At 33.2% G+C, this 15,441-nt stretch carries 16 protein-coding genes; 12 read left to right on the top strand and 4 right to left on the bottom strand.

All coding sequences use genetic code 11. From position 1 onward, the window contains the following. Nucleotides 1–80: 80 nt before the first annotated feature. Nucleotides 81–1,424, bottom strand: coding sequence for an NADP-specific glutamate dehydrogenase (gene gdhA, locus G4L40_RS02330; RefSeq protein WP_166235539.1), 1,344 nt, complete (start codon nucleotides 1,422–1,424; stop codon nucleotides 81–83). A gap of 257 nt (nucleotides 1,425–1,681) precedes the next feature. On the opposite strand from gdhA, the gene G4L40_RS02325 reads away from it, so the two are divergent. Next, a complete protein-coding gene (locus G4L40_RS02325) occupies nucleotides 1,682–2,458 on the top strand; it encodes a THC0290_0291 family protein (protein WP_166235538.1) in 777 nt (258 codons plus the stop codon). 64 nt (nucleotides 2,459–2,522) lie between these two features. Here the strand turns inward: G4L40_RS02325 and G4L40_RS02320 are convergent, their stop codons facing one another. Continuing rightward, the gene (locus G4L40_RS02320; RefSeq protein ID WP_166235537.1) at nucleotides 2,523–3,665 is read right to left on the bottom strand and encodes a cystathionine gamma-synthase; all 1,143 of its coding nucleotides are present in this window, start codon (nucleotides 3,663–3,665) and stop codon (nucleotides 2,523–2,525) included. Nucleotides 3,666–3,695: 30 nt separating this feature from the next. Further along, on the bottom strand, nucleotides 3,696–4,151 hold the full coding sequence (locus G4L40_RS02315; protein WP_166235536.1) for a DinB family protein: 456 nt from the start codon (nucleotides 4,149–4,151) through the stop codon (nucleotides 3,696–3,698). A 79-nt stretch (nucleotides 4,152–4,230) separates the two neighbouring features. Between G4L40_RS02315 and G4L40_RS02310 the strand changes: the two genes are divergently transcribed. The 11 genes from G4L40_RS02310 to G4L40_RS02260 all read left to right on the top strand — a co-directional run bounded on the left by G4L40_RS02310 (nucleotide 4,231) and on the right by G4L40_RS02260 (nucleotide 12,479). Further along, nucleotides 4,231–4,581, top strand: coding sequence for an arsenate reductase family protein (locus tag G4L40_RS02310; RefSeq protein WP_166235535.1), 351 nt, complete (start codon nucleotides 4,231–4,233; stop codon nucleotides 4,579–4,581). Then, on the top strand, nucleotides 4,581–5,474 hold the full coding sequence (locus tag G4L40_RS02305; RefSeq protein ID WP_166235534.1) for a DMT family transporter: 894 nt from the start codon (nucleotides 4,581–4,583) through the stop codon (nucleotides 5,472–5,474). The genes G4L40_RS02310 and G4L40_RS02305 overlap by 1 nt, the downstream gene beginning before the upstream one ends. Nucleotides 5,475–5,566: 92 nt before the next feature. Next, the gene (locus G4L40_RS02300) at nucleotides 5,567–6,427 is read left to right on the top strand and encodes a YicC/YloC family endoribonuclease (protein WP_166235533.1); all 861 of its coding nucleotides are present in this window, start codon (nucleotides 5,567–5,569) and stop codon (nucleotides 6,425–6,427) included. A gap of 42 nt (nucleotides 6,428–6,469) precedes the next feature. Then, entirely contained in the window at nucleotides 6,470–6,832 is a 363-nt protein-coding gene (locus G4L40_RS02295; RefSeq protein ID WP_166235532.1) for a four helix bundle protein, read from the top strand. A 49-nt stretch (nucleotides 6,833–6,881) separates the two neighbouring features. Then, a complete protein-coding gene (gene gmk, locus G4L40_RS02290; protein WP_166235531.1) occupies nucleotides 6,882–7,457 on the top strand; it encodes a guanylate kinase in 576 nt (191 codons plus the stop codon). A 31-nt stretch (nucleotides 7,458–7,488) separates the two neighbouring features. Beyond that, nucleotides 7,489–7,860 (top strand): four helix bundle protein, encoded by a 372-nt coding sequence (locus G4L40_RS02285; protein ID WP_166235530.1) that lies wholly within the window; start codon nucleotides 7,489–7,491, stop codon nucleotides 7,858–7,860. A gap of 25 nt (nucleotides 7,861–7,885) precedes the next feature. After that, nucleotides 7,886–8,467 (top strand): nicotinate (nicotinamide) nucleotide adenylyltransferase, encoded by a 582-nt coding sequence (nadD, locus tag G4L40_RS02280; protein ID WP_166235529.1) that lies wholly within the window; start codon nucleotides 7,886–7,888, stop codon nucleotides 8,465–8,467. 12 nt (nucleotides 8,468–8,479) lie between these two features. Then, entirely contained in the window at nucleotides 8,480–9,028 is a 549-nt protein-coding gene (locus G4L40_RS02275) for a hypothetical protein (protein ID WP_166235528.1), read from the top strand. A 65-nt stretch (nucleotides 9,029–9,093) separates the two neighbouring features. Then, complete coding sequence (locus tag G4L40_RS02270) at nucleotides 9,094–10,260, top strand: iron-containing alcohol dehydrogenase (protein ID WP_166235527.1); 1,167 nt, start codon at nucleotides 9,094–9,096, stop codon at nucleotides 10,258–10,260. A gap of 74 nt (nucleotides 10,261–10,334) precedes the next feature. Continuing rightward, nucleotides 10,335–11,330 (top strand): NAD(P)H-dependent glycerol-3-phosphate dehydrogenase, encoded by a 996-nt coding sequence (locus G4L40_RS02265; protein WP_166235526.1) that lies wholly within the window; start codon nucleotides 10,335–10,337, stop codon nucleotides 11,328–11,330. A 171-nt stretch (nucleotides 11,331–11,501) separates the two neighbouring features. Further along, nucleotides 11,502–12,479 (top strand): TerC family protein, encoded by a 978-nt coding sequence (locus tag G4L40_RS02260; RefSeq protein ID WP_166235525.1) that lies wholly within the window; start codon nucleotides 11,502–11,504, stop codon nucleotides 12,477–12,479. 65 nt (nucleotides 12,480–12,544) lie between these two features. On the opposite strand, the gene G4L40_RS02255 is transcribed toward G4L40_RS02260, so the two are convergent. Beyond that, nucleotides 12,545–15,367: a GH92 family glycosyl hydrolase gene (locus tag G4L40_RS02255; protein WP_166235524.1), complete on the bottom strand. Its 2,823-nt coding sequence runs from the start codon at nucleotides 15,365–15,367 to the stop codon at nucleotides 12,545–12,547. Nucleotides 15,368–15,441: the final 74 nt, after the last annotated feature.

Below are 15,441 nucleotides of genomic sequence, written 5' to 3'. Positions count from 1 at the left end.
TCAATTTTGATATGTGAATGTATAAAAAAAGCGCTTCCAAATAAATGAAAACGCTTTTTATTATTTAAAAGATATGTTTATTAAACCACACCTTGAGCTAACATTGCATCAGCAACTTTTACGAAACCAGCAATATTTGCACCTTTCACATAGTTTACATAACCATCTGATTCTGTTCCATAAGTTCTACATTGACTATGAATTCCAACCATGATATCTTTTAATCGCATATCAACTTCTTCGCTTGTCCAATTTAAACGAATAGAATTTTGTGTCATTTCTAAACCAGAAGCAGCTACTCCACCTGCATTTGCCGCTTTTCCAGGAGCAAACAATACTTTTGCGTCTAGAAATTGTTTAATAGCATCAAGAGTACAAGGCATATTGGCTGCCTCAGTAACACACATTACACCATTAGCTATTAATTTTTTAGCATCTTCTTCGTTTAATTCATTTTGTGTTGCACATGGAATTGCGATATCAACTTTAGCCTCCCATGGGCTTTTTCCTTTATGAAAAACAGCACTTGGATATTTTTCAACAAAAGCTTCTGCTCTGTTGTCTCCACTTGCTCTCATTTCTAACATGAAATCAATTTTTTCACCAGAAATTCCATCAGCATCATAAATATATCCATCAGGACCAGAAATTGTCACCAACTTCCCACCTAATTCATTAACTTTCAAAGCAACGCCCCAAGCAACATTTCCAAAACCAGAGATAGCCACTGTTTTACCAGCAATTTTTTCTCCTTTAGTTTTTAACATTTGCTCTGTAAAATAAACTACTCCATATCCTGTAGCTTCAGGACGAATTAAAGAACCTCCATAAGCTAAACCTTTTCCGGTTAAAACTCCTGTAAATTCATTTCTAATTCTTTTATATTGACCAAACATATAACCAATTTCTCTTGCTCCAACACCAATGTCTCCAGCAGGAACGTCTAAATCTGGTCCAATATGACGACATAATTCTGTCATAAAAGATTGGCAAAAACGCATTACTTCAGCATCTGATTTTCCTTGTGGATCAAAATCAGAACCTCCTTTTCCACCACCCATTGGAAGTGTAGTTAAGCTGTTTTTGAAAACTTGTTCAAAAGCCAAAAACTTAAGAACTGATAAATTTACTGTGTTATGAAAACGGATACCACCTTTATAAGGTCCAATTGCCGAATTCATTTGAATACGGAAACCTCTGTTTACTTGAATTTCTCCTTTATCATCAACCCAAGGCACTCTAAAAATTACAGCTCTTTCAGGTTCTGCAATTCTTAACAACAAGTTTTTTCCATCATATTTTTTATTGTCAGCTATAAAAGGAATAACTGTTTCTGCAAATTCTTTTACAGCTTGTAAAAATTCTGGTTCATTTGGATTTTTGGCTGACACTTGAGCCATAAAATCATTAATTTTTTGTTCCATCTTTATTCTAAAATAATTTAGATCAATTAATCTATTTACTCAATTATTTGCTTAATAAAACGTTTTCGTAATTTTAAGTCGACAAATATACATTTTAAATATTACTTGTTATATTTTTAGCAAAATTTTATAATTGCTGTTATATATTTTTTTAGACATGAAAAAAATGACAATAATTTAAACAAGAAAAAGGATGATTTTTTTTTGAAGTGTTGTTTGTTTTTATATATTTGTCCGATAATGGAAAAATTATAGCAATGACTAAAAAATGTAAAACCCTACTAATATTGCTTTTAGGCGTAAATTTTTCGATGACAGCTCAATTTGGCTTTTCGCATGAAGTTGGTGCTTTTGTTGGAGGTGTAGCAATGCAATCTGATTTTGGAGTAAGACACGATTTTGACACAAACAAAGGAAATACTGGGTTTGCGGTTGGTTTAGTTCACTATCTTAATTTTTCATACAGAGCTGAATGTAATTGTTATACTCCAGAAACTTATTTTAACGACCACTTCAAATTACGTTCGGAATTATCGTACAATAGTACTAATTTAGAGCATTTTGGTAAATGGGTTGAAAAAAACTCTATCACGGGTAACCAATTAAAAGCAATGAAGGGTGAAGCCAAAGTTACTGATATTGGTATGCAATTAGAATATTTCCCATTAAGTATTAGAGAATTTACAGCTACTGATGGCGCTTGGGGTCCATTTATTGGATTAGGAGCTCATTATACATTTTTTCAAAACGGAACTTACTCAGAATTAGGAGCGATGGATACTCCAATTTCAACTCCTATTAAATATTATGGAGCTTGGTCTGACGAAGGCGGGAGTACTTGGTCTGTTGTAGCAAGTGTAGGTACACGTTATAAATTAACGGAATTATCTGATTTATTCGCTGAAGTTAGATGGCAATACTACTTTTCTGATTGGGTTGATGGTTTAAACCCAGATCCTGAACTTTATCCTGAAAACAAAGCTAACGATTGGAATGCTTGGTTTCATTTTGGATACATTTATTACTTAAATTAATGACTGAAAACATAAAAAAATCCCGATTCTCACGAATCGGGATTTTTTGTTTTTATTATTTCTATTATTTAAAAGCTTGTTCTAAATCAGCTAATAAATCTTCGATATCTTCAATTCCTACACTCAAACGAACTAAATCATCGGAAATACCCACTTCTTTTCTTTTATCTTCTGGAATAGATGCGTGCGTCATTAAAGCTGGATGATTCGCTAACGATTCCACTCCTCCTAATGACTCTGCTAAAGTGAATACTTTTAAATTTTCTAAAAACTTAATCGCATCTTCTTTTTTACCTGATTTGAAAGTAAAGGTTACCATTCCACCAAAACCACTCATTTGCTTTTTTGCAATTTCATGATAAGGATGTGAAGCTAATCCTGGATAATATACTCTTTCCACTAAAGGATGATTATCTAAATATGTTGCTACTTTTTCTCCATTTTCGCAATGACGTTGTACACGTAAATGCAATGTTTTGATTCCTCTTAAAACCAAGAAAGAATCCATTGGTCCTAATGTTGCTCCTGTTGCAAATTGTTTGAAGTGTAATTCTTCACCTAACGCTTTGTCTTTAATAATTAAAGCTCCCGCAATAACATCAGAATGACCTCCTAAATATTTAGTTGCCGAATGCATCACAATATCAGCACCTAAATCTAATGGTTTTTGCAAATAAGGTGTTGCGAAGGTATTATCTACGGCAAATAAAATATTGTGCTTTTTTGTGATTTGAGCAATCGCAGCAATATCCGCTAATTTCATTAAAGGATTTGTTGGTGTTTCCACCCAAACCAATTTCGTGTTTTCATTAATTAACGATTGGAATTTCTCCAAATCATTCATATCTACAAAATGAAATTTGATACCACTATCTTTATATAATCTAGTGAACAATCTATAAGTTCCACCATATAAATCGTCCATAGCGATGATTTCATCACCTGCTTTAAACATACGTAATAAGCAATCTGTTGCTGCTAATCCTGAAGAAAAAGCTAAACCTCTTGCTCCGTTTTCGATACTTGCTAAAGCGTCTTCTAAAGCCGTTCTTGTTGGATTTGCTGCTCTACTGTATTCATAATCACCAACTGGTTTCCCAGGACTTGATTGCACATAAGTCGAAGTTTGAAACACCGGAGGCATTACAGCTCCCGTTACTTTTTCATGATGCTGCCCACCATGTATGGTTTTGGTATTGAATTTCATTTTTAAAAATTTTTTACAAAGGTAATAAGATTAAAGGAATTTTTTTATCGACATCATAATTCCTAAATGGATGCCTTCATGATAATTATTAAACTCCATCGCCTCTTTCCATGTTCCTAAATGAAATCCTGTTTTAGTTTGATACGGATGATATTCTTTAAAAACTCCGGCTTCAAAATCAGCTTTCGTTTTTTCAACCATTTCGGATAATAATTTCTTGATTTCATCAACTTCAGCTTGCGTAGTTTTTCCATCTGGTCGCGAACCGTTTTGATATTTCTCAAAAAGCGAATCTGGAATATGCATTGGCAAACCCGATAAAGCATATACCAATTTCTGTTGGGAAACAACTACGTGTCCCAAATTCCAAATCAAATTATTACTCATTCCTGCTGGAATTGTATTGAGTTGTTCTAATGAATAATTATCAAAAAACTTCAAATAAATATTTCTGCTAGTTTCCCAAATTTTAAAAGTTGCTTCCATGTCTAATTTTTTTATAAAATTACTGATTTTTAGAATTCAAAAGGCTGTATTTTTGCATCAGAAATTGAAAAACATCAAAATGAACAAAATATACTATTTGGCTTCGTGTGATACGTGCCGAAAAATCATCAAATCACTTCCAAATTCAGATAAATTAACGTTTATTGATATTCGCCAAAATCCAATTTCGGAAAGCGATTTGGAAGAAATGTATAAACTTTCGGGAAGTTACGAAGCGCTTTTCAGCAAAAAAGCGCAATTGTATAAATCATTAGGTTTAAAAGATAAAAATCTAACGGAAGCCGATTTTAAAAAATACCTTTTAGAACATTACACGTTTTTGAGTCGCCCAGTTTTTATTATCGATGGGAAGATTTACATTGGAAATAGTCCAAAAAACATTCACGAAGTAATTACCGTTTTAAGCTAATGTCAAAAAGAAGTTGGGCACTAGTTGCCGCTACCTTAGTTTCCATCATTTACGGCGTAACTTTTACGATTGCTAAAGATGTAATGCCAAAATATGTTGACGCTTTCGGATTTATCGTGATGCGTGTTGGTGGTTCGGTTTTGTTATTTTGGTTGATTTCCTTTTTTGGACCCAAAGAAAAAATCACTAAAGAAGATTTTCCTCGAATTATTGCAGCTGCATTCTTCGGCGTAGCTTTCAATATGCTGACTTTTTTCAAAGGATTGAGCTACACTTCACCTATTATGGGAGCCGTTTTGATGGTAACCACACCTATGATTGTTTTGGTTTTATCAGCATTCATCATGAAAGAACGCATGGAAAACCGAAAAGTGTTGGGAATCATTTTAGGCTTAGCTGGAACGATAACTTTAATTCTCTATGGAAAATCATTGGTAAACGCTACAAACGCATCTTTAGGAAATTTATTGGTTTTCGTAAATGCCGTTTCTTACGGATTTTACCTCATTATAGTAAAGAAATTAATGGATAAATACAACGCCTTCACTTTCGTAAAGTGGATTTACACTTTTGGTTTTTTGATGGTATTACCATTTGGTTGGGGCGAATTTCAAGCCATAGATTTTGCTGATTTGCCAACTGATATTGTCTGGAAAATAGGTTTTGTTGTGGTATTTTCAACCTTCTTAACCTATTTGCTGAATTTAGTCTCCATGCGCGAATTAAAACCAACAACTGTTGCGGTTTTCATCTATTTACAACCCCTTTTCGCTACTATTTTCGCTGTAAGTTTAGGTAAAGACGATTTAAGTTTGGTAAAATTGATTTCAGCTGTGTTGATATTTATTGGGGTTTATTTAGTAACGCAGAAAAAAGTGACTAATGACAAGTAATAGTAACTAGCCTTTTTGAAAAAACTAATCACTATTCACTCTTCACTAATTACTAAGAACTTTTCTTATCTTTGAAGACATTTTTATAACGTATGATACACTCCATGACGGGTTTTGGGAAAGCATCTTTGCAATTACCAACCAAAAAAATTACCGTAGAAATCAAATCGCTAAACAGTAAAGGTTTAGACTTAAATACGCGAATGCCATCGGTTTTTCGTGAAATGGAATTGGGTTTACGCAATCAAATTTCGCAACGTTTAGAGCGCGGAAAGGTTGATTTTTCGCTTTATGTAGAAGTAACTGGCGAAGAAACGACTTCAAAAATCAATGTGCCAATTGTAAAAGGTTACATTAACCAAATGAAAGCCGTAATTCCAAATGCAGATGAAACGGAATTAATGAAAATGGCCGTTCGTATGCCCGATGCTTTAAAAACAGAACGCGACGAAATTGATGAAAACGAATGGAAACAGATCCAAACCGTGATTGATGAAGCGTTGGAAAACATAGCGAATTTTAGAAAAGATGAAGGTGCTTCTTTGGAAAAAGAATTCCAATTGCGCATTTCAAACATCAATAATTTAATGAACGAAGCCGTTTCTTACGATGCGGAACGCGTGGAAACCGTAAAAACTCGTTTAAGAACTGCATTAGACGAATTACAAGTCAATGTAGATGAAAATCGTTTCGAACAAGAATTGATTTTTTATCTAGAAAAATACGATATTACCGAAGAAAAAGTGCGTTTGGGCAACCATTTGAACTATTTTCTAGAAACCTTAAACGGAACAGAAGCCAACGGAAGAAAATTAGGTTTCATTACCCAAGAAATGGGAAGAGAAATCAACACCATGGGTTCTAAATCCAACCATACCGAAATGCAAAAATTGGTAGTGATGATGAAAGATGAATTGGAAAAGATTAAGGAGCAAGTTTTGAATGTTCTTTAATTTTTAGTAAAAAGTGACAAGTGAATAGTAAAAAGCCAAAAAATGAGTAGTATAAGTTCATATAAAGATTTATTAATTTGGAAAAAAGGAATTGTTCTAGTGGTAAAAGTTTATCAATTAACTAAAGCATTCCCATCGGAAGAATTATATGCTCTAACAAACCAAATTAAAAGAGCTTCAGTTTCAATTCCATCTAACATAGCAGAAGGATATGGAAGAAACACTGATAAATCTTTTAGTCATTTTATAGATATCTCAAGAGGTTCTTTATGCGAATTAGAAACCCAATTAATCATAGCGAAAGAATTAGGTTTTATTGTTAATTTTGAATTGTATAATGAAATTTTAGAACTTATTATAGAAGAATCTAAAATGATAAATGCTTTTTCTAAGTCACTTAAATAAGCTTTTCACTTATCACTAATTACTTATCACTAGAAAATAACACAACACAATGACCAAAGGAAAATTATTAGTATTCTCTGCGCCATCAGGTTCAGGAAAGACCACTATAGTAAGACATTTATTAGCCCAACCCGATTTGAATTTAGAATTTTCGATTTCGTGTACTACTCGTGCGCCTCGTGGCGAAGAAGTAGATGGAAAAGATTATTATTTCATCTCTTGGGACGAATTCAAAAAGCACATTAAAGCAGAAGATTTCGTAGAATGGGAAGAAGTCTACACCGATAATTTCTACGGCACTTTAAAAACCGAAGTAGAACGCATCTGGGCTTTAGGAAAGCACGTAATTTTTGATATTGACGTAGCAGGTGGATTGCGTATTAAAAGCAAATTTCCAAACGAAACGTTAGCCGTTTTCGTAAAACCACCAAGTGTTGACGAATTAAAGCGTCGTTTAAAACAACGTTCTACAGAAAGCGAAGACAAAATCAACATGCGTATCGCAAAAGCATCAGTAGAATTAGCAACTGCGCCACAATTTGACACCATCATCAAAAATTATGATTTAGATGTGGCAAAAGAAGATGCTTATCAACTTGTGAAAGATTTTATAAATAAAGAGTAATTAGTAAAAAGTGATTAGTAATTAGCTTAAAATGAATGAAATAAAATCATACAAAGATTTATTAATCTGGAAAAAAGGAATTACAATTGTAAAATTAGTTTATCAACTTGTAAAAACTTTTCCTCAAGAAGAAATGTATGCGCTTTCAAGTCAATTAAAAAGAGCTTCTGTATCAATTCCTTCAAATATTGCTGAAGGTTATGGTAGAAATACAGATAAATCATTTAGTCACTTTTTAGATATCGCAAGAGGTTCTCTATTTGAAATTGAAACACAATTGATTATTGCGAAAGAATTAGACTTTATTACTAATTTGGAATTATTTCATGAATTATTAAATCAAATTGAAGAAGAGTCAAAAATGATTAACGCTTTTTCCAAAACGCTTAAAGCTAATCACTAATCACTCTTTACTAATCACTAAAACAATGAAAATCGGATTGTATTTCGGAACATTTAATCCCATTCACATTGGGCATTTAATTATTGCCAATCACATGGCAGAGCATTCTGATTTGGATCAAATTTGGATGGTAGTTACACCGCATAATCCACACAAGCAAAAAAGTTCGTTATTAGATGATTACCATCGTTTGCACATGGTGCATTTGGCAACCGAAGATTTTCCAAAAATAAAACCTTCGGATATTGAATTCAAGTTACCTCAACCGAATTATACCGTAAATACTTTAGCGCATTTACAAGAGAAATTCCCAAAAAACGAATTTTCATTAATCATGGGCGAAGACAATTTGAACTCGCTTCACAAGTGGAAAAACTATGAAGTTATTTTGCAAAACCACAATATTTATGTCTATCCAAGATTAAATTCCGGGGAAATTGACGAGCAATTTGTAAATCATCCAAAAATTCACAGAGTTGGTGCTCCTGTGATTGAATTGTCCTCAACATTCATTCGCGAAAGCATTAAAAAAGGTAAAAATGTGGTTCCGATGTTACCGAATAAAGTTTGGGAATATGTGGAACATAATTTGTTTTATAAGAAGTAATTTCAAAGAAATATGAACATAGATTTTGAAAAACAAATCGAAAATTTACCTAAAAAAGGGAACTCAATAAAAGACAAACTTTTTAATAAAGATTATTTTTTGCGTTCAACTGAATTTGGCGCTTCAACAATTGATAAAGAAGAAATTATCTTTGATAGTAAAAAATCAAATAATAGAACATTAATAATAATTGGATTAGCAATTGTTTTTATATGTTTTAGATTTAAAGGCAGTGATAATTTTATTCCAATTTTAATTTTTTCAGGAATTGGAATGATTGCAAATATTATTTATTTGAAATTAAGAAAAAATAAGTTGATAAAAATTAATTTATCAGGTTTTGAAATCGAAAACATCAAATTTGAATGGGATGATATTTATGATTTTGGTGCGTTAGTTAAACCTACGCGACATATTACTTATTATGAATTGATAATTTTTTCAAAATCAAAAGGTAAAAAGGTCTATAGCTTATATAATTATCAAAGCGATAAAGATGATATTCTAAAAAACTTGAATTACTTCAAGAAAAAGTTTGAAACTAATAAAAATATCTCTTAACATTCCTTTACCATTCGTTCCCAATCCCATTGCGTAACTTTGTATTCTTAAAAAAATAAAATGTTATGCTAAACTTCGAATTATACAATCCTGTAAACTATGTCTTTGGAAAAGGACAAATTGCTAAACTAACTGATTTAGTTCCATCAAACACTAAGATTCTGCTTGCTTATGGCGGCGGAAGTATCTTCAAAAATGGCGTTTACGACCAAGTAAAAGCCGCTTTACCCAATCACGATATTGTGGAATTTGGTGGTATCGAACCCAATCCTCGTTTTGAAACTTTGATGAAAGCCGTTGAAATTATTCGTACTGAAAAAATTGGTTTCATCTTAGCTGTTGGTGGCGGAAGCGTAATTGATGGTGTGAAATTTATTTCGGCAGCCGTTAATTTTGATGGCGACGAAGCGGATATTTTGAAAAAACGTATTTTATTCAAAGATGTTGCCACTGTTATTCCTTTTGGAACGGTTTTAACCTTACCAGCAACAGGTTCAGAAATGAATTCAGGCGCTGTGGTTACGATTGAAGCTACACAAGAAAAATTAACGCTTGGCGGAAGTGCTTTATTCCCAGTATTTTCAATTGTAGATCCAACGGTAATTACTTCGTTACCAAAAAGACAATTGCAAAACGGAGTTGTGGATGCGTTCACGCACGTTATGGAGCAATATTTGACTTATACACACGATGCATTATTACAAGACCGAATTTCTGAAAGTATTTTACAAACATTAATTGAGATTGGTCCAGATGTAGTAGAAAATCCAAGTGATTATAAATTGGCTTCCAACTTTGTTTGGAGTGCTACCATGGCGTTAAATGGCTTAATTCAAAAAGGAGTTCCTTCGGATTGGGCAACGCACATGATTGGTCATGAATTAACTGCTTTATACGAAATTGACCACGCAAGAACTTTGGCAATCATTGGTCCAAACTTATACCGCGTAATGTTCGATACGAAAAAAGATAAATTAGCACAATACGGCCAACGCGTTTGGAACATTCAAGGCAATTCAACTGAAGAAATTGCAGAAAAAGCGATTGAAAAAACGGTTGAGTTCTTCCACAAAATGGGCATGAAAACCAAAATTTCTGAAAACGCAGAAAACATCGAAAAAACTGCTGATTTCATCGTAAATCGTTTTGAAGAAAGAGGTTGGAAAGCCATGGGTGAAAAGCAAAATATTACTTTAGAAAAAGTAAGAGCGATTGTAGAAATGAGTTATTAAAATCGCTTCGAGCAAACGTTTTTTGTAAATCCTTTTAAAATGATTATTTTTGGTTTTCTAAATCGAAACACATAATGGAAAAAAAGCCAAAGTTTGCCGTCATTGGAGGAGGAAGTTGGGCTACTGCAATTGCAAAAATGCTTTGTGAAAATCAAGATGAAATTGCTTGGTACATGCGAAGTACTTATGCTATTGAGCATTTAAAACATCAAAAACACAATCCAAACTACTTGAGTTCGGTTGCGTTTGACACCAATAAATTAAAACTTACAAATGATATCAACGAGGCGGTGGCTTATGCTGATTATCTAATTTTTGTAATTCCTTCTGCTTTTTTGAGCAAAGAATTAGAAAGTTTGACTGAAAGCTTAAAAGATAAATTCATTTTTTCTGCTATCAAAGGAATTGTTCCAGAGTCGAGCTTAATTGTAGGCGAACATTTTCATACCAAATACGATATCCCATTTGAAAATATTGGGGTTATCACGGGTCCGTGTCATGCAGAAGAAGTAGCAATGGAACGTTTATCGTACTTAACTATTGCCTGTAGCGATAAGAAAAAAGCCAAATTTGTGGCTAAAAATCTAAGTTCACATTACATCAAAGCAAAAACTTCTGATGATATCATTGGAACTGAATATGCTGCCGTTTTAAAGAATATTTATGCTATTGCAGCTGGAATTGCGCATGGTTTAGGCTATGGTGATAACTTTCAAGCGGTTTTAATGAGTAACGGTATTCGTGAAATGAAGAAATTCATTCGTAAAGTGCATCGCATGAAGCGAAATATTAATAATTCGGCTTATTTAGGTGATTTATTAGTAACTGGTTATTCCGTATTTTCTCGAAACAGAATGTTTGGAAACATGATTGGAAAAGGCTACACCGTAAAATCAGCACAAATGGAAATGAGTATGGTGGCTGAAGGATATTACGCTGTAAAAAGTGCTTATAAATTAAATCAAGAATACGGAGCTGATACTCCAATTATTGACGCTGTTTATGAAATTTTATACGAAAATAAAGACGCAAAAACTGTTTTTAAAGAATTAACAGATAAATTAAATTAATTTTAATTTATTGCATTAACACAATTAAAAGATGTAAATAATTGATTTTCATTTGTTTATGTCTTTTTTTATAAAAAATAATTTCACATAAAACATTGATTTACAAATAAATAGCACTGTTTCTCTTGGTGTAAAATAGAAATAGTATTTTCGCAAAATAATAAAAAAAATATGGACAATCTTATCAATCATCCTGGGATTATTACTGCATTTACCATCACTATTTTGGCAATGCTAATTCTTGATTTAGGTGTTTTAAACAAAAAAGGACATGTAGTTTCTAATCGAGAAGCAGCTATCTGGTCAGCGGTATGGATTTCGCTAGCTATGGGTTTTAGTGCAATTATTTACCACTACATGGGAGCCGAAAAATTCATGCAATTTCAAGGCGCGTATTGGATTGAAAAAGCGCTTTCGGTTGATAATTTATTTGTTTTTATTTTAGTTTTTGGTTATTTCAATGTTGCCAAAGAAGCCCAACACAAAGTGTTATTTTGGGGAGTAATTGGTGCTTTGGTTTTTAGAGCTATTTTTATTTTTACCGGAGTTTGGTTACTGAATTACACCTATTTACCCGAAATGGAATTGTTTGGACAAGTAGTAAAAATCAATTATTTACTAACCATTTTCGGAATTATTCTAATTGTTGCGGGAATCAAATCAGGTTTTAGTGATGAAGAAGATGAAGGAAGCAAAGATTTTAGCAAAAGTGCCGGTTCTAAATTTGTACACAAGTTTTTTAAAGTAAGTCCTAATTTTGATGGCGATAAATTTTTCACCATTCAAAACGGAATCAAAATGGCAACGCCTTTATTTGTGGTGGTCGCTATTGTTGAGTTTACCGATTTATTATTTGCGGTAGATAGTATTCCTGCCATTTTCGCCATTGCTCCAAATGATCCGTTTATTTTGTACACATCGAATATTTTTGCGATTTTAGGATTACGTTCGTTGTATTTCCTTTTAGCAAACTTCATGTATATGTTTAGTAAATTAAAATATGGATTAGCTATTATCTTAACTTTTATCGGTGTAAAAATGATTGTAGCGCCATTTTACCATATTGAAACCACTGTGTCGTTAATGGTAGTTGGTGGCGTGTTAATCTTGTCTGTAATCGCTTCTTTGCTCTTTCCTGATAAAGATTAATTTCAAAATATATATCAATAAAAAAGGTTGTCTGTTGAGACAACCTTTTTTATTAGTAGTGAACTTTACTTTATCGTAATCTCATCTACAAAAATAAATGCATCTCCACCAGCACCTTGATGCCATTCTGGTAGTTTGCCGAAGTTTTTAGCGATTACCTTTACGTAACGTGCTTTTTTATCTTTAGTTTCGTTTGAAGTGAAATTTAGAATTGTATTTTCTTCTAATTTTGGGTTTAAAGTATTGTTTACCGAACCGAAAAACGTAAAATTCACATTGTCTTCCGAAATATAATAATCGACTTTAGTTGGCATTAAAATCCATGAACGTTGGTCTTGTAAAAAGCGTGCTGAAATTTCATTAACACTTTTCACTTCTTTTAAATCCACCACCGCTTCAAAATCCTGACTTTGGTAGCCTTGCCAATCGCCTTTTCTCCAGTTCTCCGTTCCTAAAATACCATCTAACAATCCTTCTGGACCTCCGGCATGGTATTGTGGATTGTAAACTGATTTGATGTTGATGCTGTAGTTGTTTGGTTTTTTGAAGAAAGTTGCGGAAATAGTATTGCTTTTTTGTCCATTTTTTTCAATATAAGCAAATACATTTGTTGTTAAATCAATTACAAATGGTTTGGTGTATTTTATAAATATTCTATCATCTAATTTTGAAGTTGTATCATTTGTAGAATAAAAAATCACATCATTTAAATTTTGAGATTTCAATTCAATCTTCAAATTATCTTTAAATGCTTTACTCTCCGCTTGAATTACTGGAACTGGGATAATTAAATTGTATTCTTTTGAAGATCGTAAATAGTTTACTTCAAAACCAAAAGAAGAATTATCTACTATTATTTCTTTTTTATTAATTACATCATCGCTCCCATTTTCAAGTTTTACTTTAATTTCATCAAAAAAAGGCTTAATTACAGTCCAACTAAAATTGCGGTTTCCAGGAGTAACATTGTAAATCCCCATCGAACTCAACACATACCAAGCACTCATTTGACCACAATCTTCGTTTCCAATTAAACCATCTGGCGTATTGGTATAAAAATTATCTAAAATATACTTGACTTTTGCATTCGTTTTTTCAGGTTTTCCTACATAATCGTACAAATACGCCATGTGGTGACTTGGCTCGTTTCCGTGCGCATATTGGCCAATTAAACCCGTAACATCGACTTGTTCTCTACCGGTAGTTTTGCTTTCGCTATTGAACATTTCATCTAACTTGGCTTCGAATTTTTCTTTTCCTCCATAAGCTTGAATCATACCTTCAATATCTTGTGGTACGAAAAATGAGTATTGCCACGAATTGCCTTCGGTAAAATTATTATTGACTTCACGAGGATCAAAAGGTTTATCCCAACCGCCGTTTTTCTTTGGACGCATGAAACCAGTTTCCCAATCGAAAATGTTTTTCCAGTTTTGAGAACGTTTCATGAAATATTGGTAATCTTCTTTCTTGTTTAAAATTTGAGCCATTTGGGCAATACACCAATCGTCATAAGCATATTCTAAGGTTTTAGAAACGCTTTCGTGTTCGTCATCAATCGAAATGAAACCGTTTTTCTTGTAAGCATCCAAGCCTAAAACATCACGCATCGCAGAAGCTTTGCTGGCTTCAAAAGCTTTTTCGTAATCAAAACCAGTAATTCCTTTTGCCATCGCATCGGCAATTACAGAAACGGAATGATATCCAATCATACAATCCGTTTCATTAGAAGCCAATTCCCAAACGGGTAATCTGCCACCTTGTTCGTATTGTTTGATGAAAGTATTAATGTAATCAGCAGTACGTTTTTTATCAATTAAAGTATACAACGGATGTGCGCCTCTAAACGTATCCCAAAGCGAGAACACCGTGTAATAATCAAATCCTTCGGCAACATGAATTTTATTGTCTCTACCGCGGTATTTTCCATCTAAATCTTGAGCGATGTTTGGTTGCATCATCGTGTGATACAAAGCCGTGTAGAAAATCGCTAGCTTGTTTTTATCTTCAGAAGTAACTTCAATTTTTGATAATTCTTTGTTCCAAAGTGCAATAGCTGCTTTATGTACTTTATCGAAATCCCAATGTTTGATTTCGGAACTGTTTAATTTAGCTCCTTCATAACTTGTTGGCGAAAGTGATACTTTTACGAGGATTTTTTCACCTTTTTTGACTTGTTTTGAAAGACTTATTGCGGATTCTGTACCACCCGAATATTCGTCAGATAGCGAGTGCATATAATCTCCATTACTTTTAACCTTGGTAAGTTTTAGTGGTACATTAAACTCAATTCTGGCATATACGTATTGATCTCTTGCCCAAGCTTCACTTCTTCGCGATATTTCAATTGTTCTACTATTGATAATATGAATTTCCCCTTCCAACAATTTATCACGATGATTCAAATCTAAAATAATATTCGCTTGTCCTGCTTTGTTAAACGTGTATTCATGAAAACCAACACGTGTTGAAGCAGTTAAACGCACATCGATGTTGTGTTTGTCTAATTTCACGGAGTAAAATCCAGCGGAAGCTTTTTCATTGGCATGCGAAAAAGTAGAAGAATACACTTTATTATCAAACGAAGGTTCTCCCATAGTCGGCATCAACATGATATCTCCATAATCGGAAACACCGGTTCCATTCAAATGCGTGTGCGAAAATCCGTAAATCACATTATCGGAATAATGATAACCTCCGCAGCCATCCCAACTGCCATCGATTCTAGTGTCAGGAGAAAGTTGCACCATTCCGTAAGGCACAGTAGCACCAGGAAAAGTGTGTCCGTGACCGCCAGTTCCAATAAATGGGTTGACGTGTTTGGCTAAATCTTGTGCTTGGGAAATCGTAGTAGTAAAAAAGGCTAAAGCAATAAGAAATGGTTTCATGTTGTGTTGTTGAAAAAATTTCTTAAAGGTAAAAATATTTTCTTTTTAAATACAAAAAACCACGAATACAGAAA

The sequence above is a fragment of the Flavobacterium celericrescens genome, assembly GCF_011392075.1.
GTDB lineage: Bacteria > Bacteroidota > Bacteroidia > Flavobacteriales > Flavobacteriaceae > Flavobacterium > Flavobacterium celericrescens.
The sequence above is the reverse complement of the archived record's forward strand: the minus strand, read 5'-3'. Positions and strand labels throughout refer to the sequence as shown.

What these genes read in the sequence shown, in the direction of transcription:
- gdhA (WP_166235539.1), bottom strand. Translation starts at nt 1,424, where the DNA reads ATGGAACAAAAAATTAATGATTTTATGGCTCAAGTGTCAGCCAAAAAT.
- G4L40_RS02275 (WP_166235528.1), top strand. Translation starts at nt 8,480, where the DNA reads ATGAACATAGATTTTGAAAAACAAATCGAAAATTTACCTAAAAAAGGG.
- G4L40_RS02325 (WP_166235538.1), top strand. Translation starts at nt 1,682, where the DNA reads ATGACTAAAAAATGTAAAACCCTACTAATATTGCTTTTAGGCGTAAAT.
- G4L40_RS02295 (WP_166235532.1), top strand. Translation starts at nt 6,470, where the DNA reads ATGAGTAGTATAAGTTCATATAAAGATTTATTAATTTGGAAAAAAGGA.
- G4L40_RS02315 (WP_166235536.1), bottom strand. Translation starts at nt 4,151, where the DNA reads ATGGAAGCAACTTTTAAAATTTGGGAAACTAGCAGAAATATTTATTTG.
- nadD (WP_166235529.1), top strand. Translation starts at nt 7,886, where the DNA reads ATGAAAATCGGATTGTATTTCGGAACATTTAATCCCATTCACATTGGG.
- G4L40_RS02260 (WP_166235525.1), top strand. Translation starts at nt 11,502, where the DNA reads ATGGACAATCTTATCAATCATCCTGGGATTATTACTGCATTTACCATC.
- G4L40_RS02300 (WP_166235533.1), top strand. Translation starts at nt 5,567, where the DNA reads ATGATACACTCCATGACGGGTTTTGGGAAAGCATCTTTGCAATTACCA.
- G4L40_RS02255 (WP_166235524.1), bottom strand. Translation starts at nt 15,367, where the DNA reads ATGAAACCATTTCTTATTGCTTTAGCCTTTTTTACTACTACGATTTCC.
- G4L40_RS02305 (WP_166235534.1), top strand. Translation starts at nt 4,581, where the DNA reads ATGTCAAAAAGAAGTTGGGCACTAGTTGCCGCTACCTTAGTTTCCATC.
- G4L40_RS02310 (WP_166235535.1), top strand. Translation starts at nt 4,231, where the DNA reads ATGAACAAAATATACTATTTGGCTTCGTGTGATACGTGCCGAAAAATC.
- G4L40_RS02270 (WP_166235527.1), top strand. Translation starts at nt 9,094, where the DNA reads ATGCTAAACTTCGAATTATACAATCCTGTAAACTATGTCTTTGGAAAA.
- G4L40_RS02285 (WP_166235530.1), top strand. Translation starts at nt 7,489, where the DNA reads ATGAATGAAATAAAATCATACAAAGATTTATTAATCTGGAAAAAAGGA.
- G4L40_RS02320 (WP_166235537.1), bottom strand. Translation starts at nt 3,665, where the DNA reads ATGAAATTCAATACCAAAACCATACATGGTGGGCAGCATCATGAAAAA.
- G4L40_RS02265 (WP_166235526.1), top strand. Translation starts at nt 10,335, where the DNA reads ATGGAAAAAAAGCCAAAGTTTGCCGTCATTGGAGGAGGAAGTTGGGCT.
- gmk (WP_166235531.1), top strand. Translation starts at nt 6,882, where the DNA reads ATGACCAAAGGAAAATTATTAGTATTCTCTGCGCCATCAGGTTCAGGA.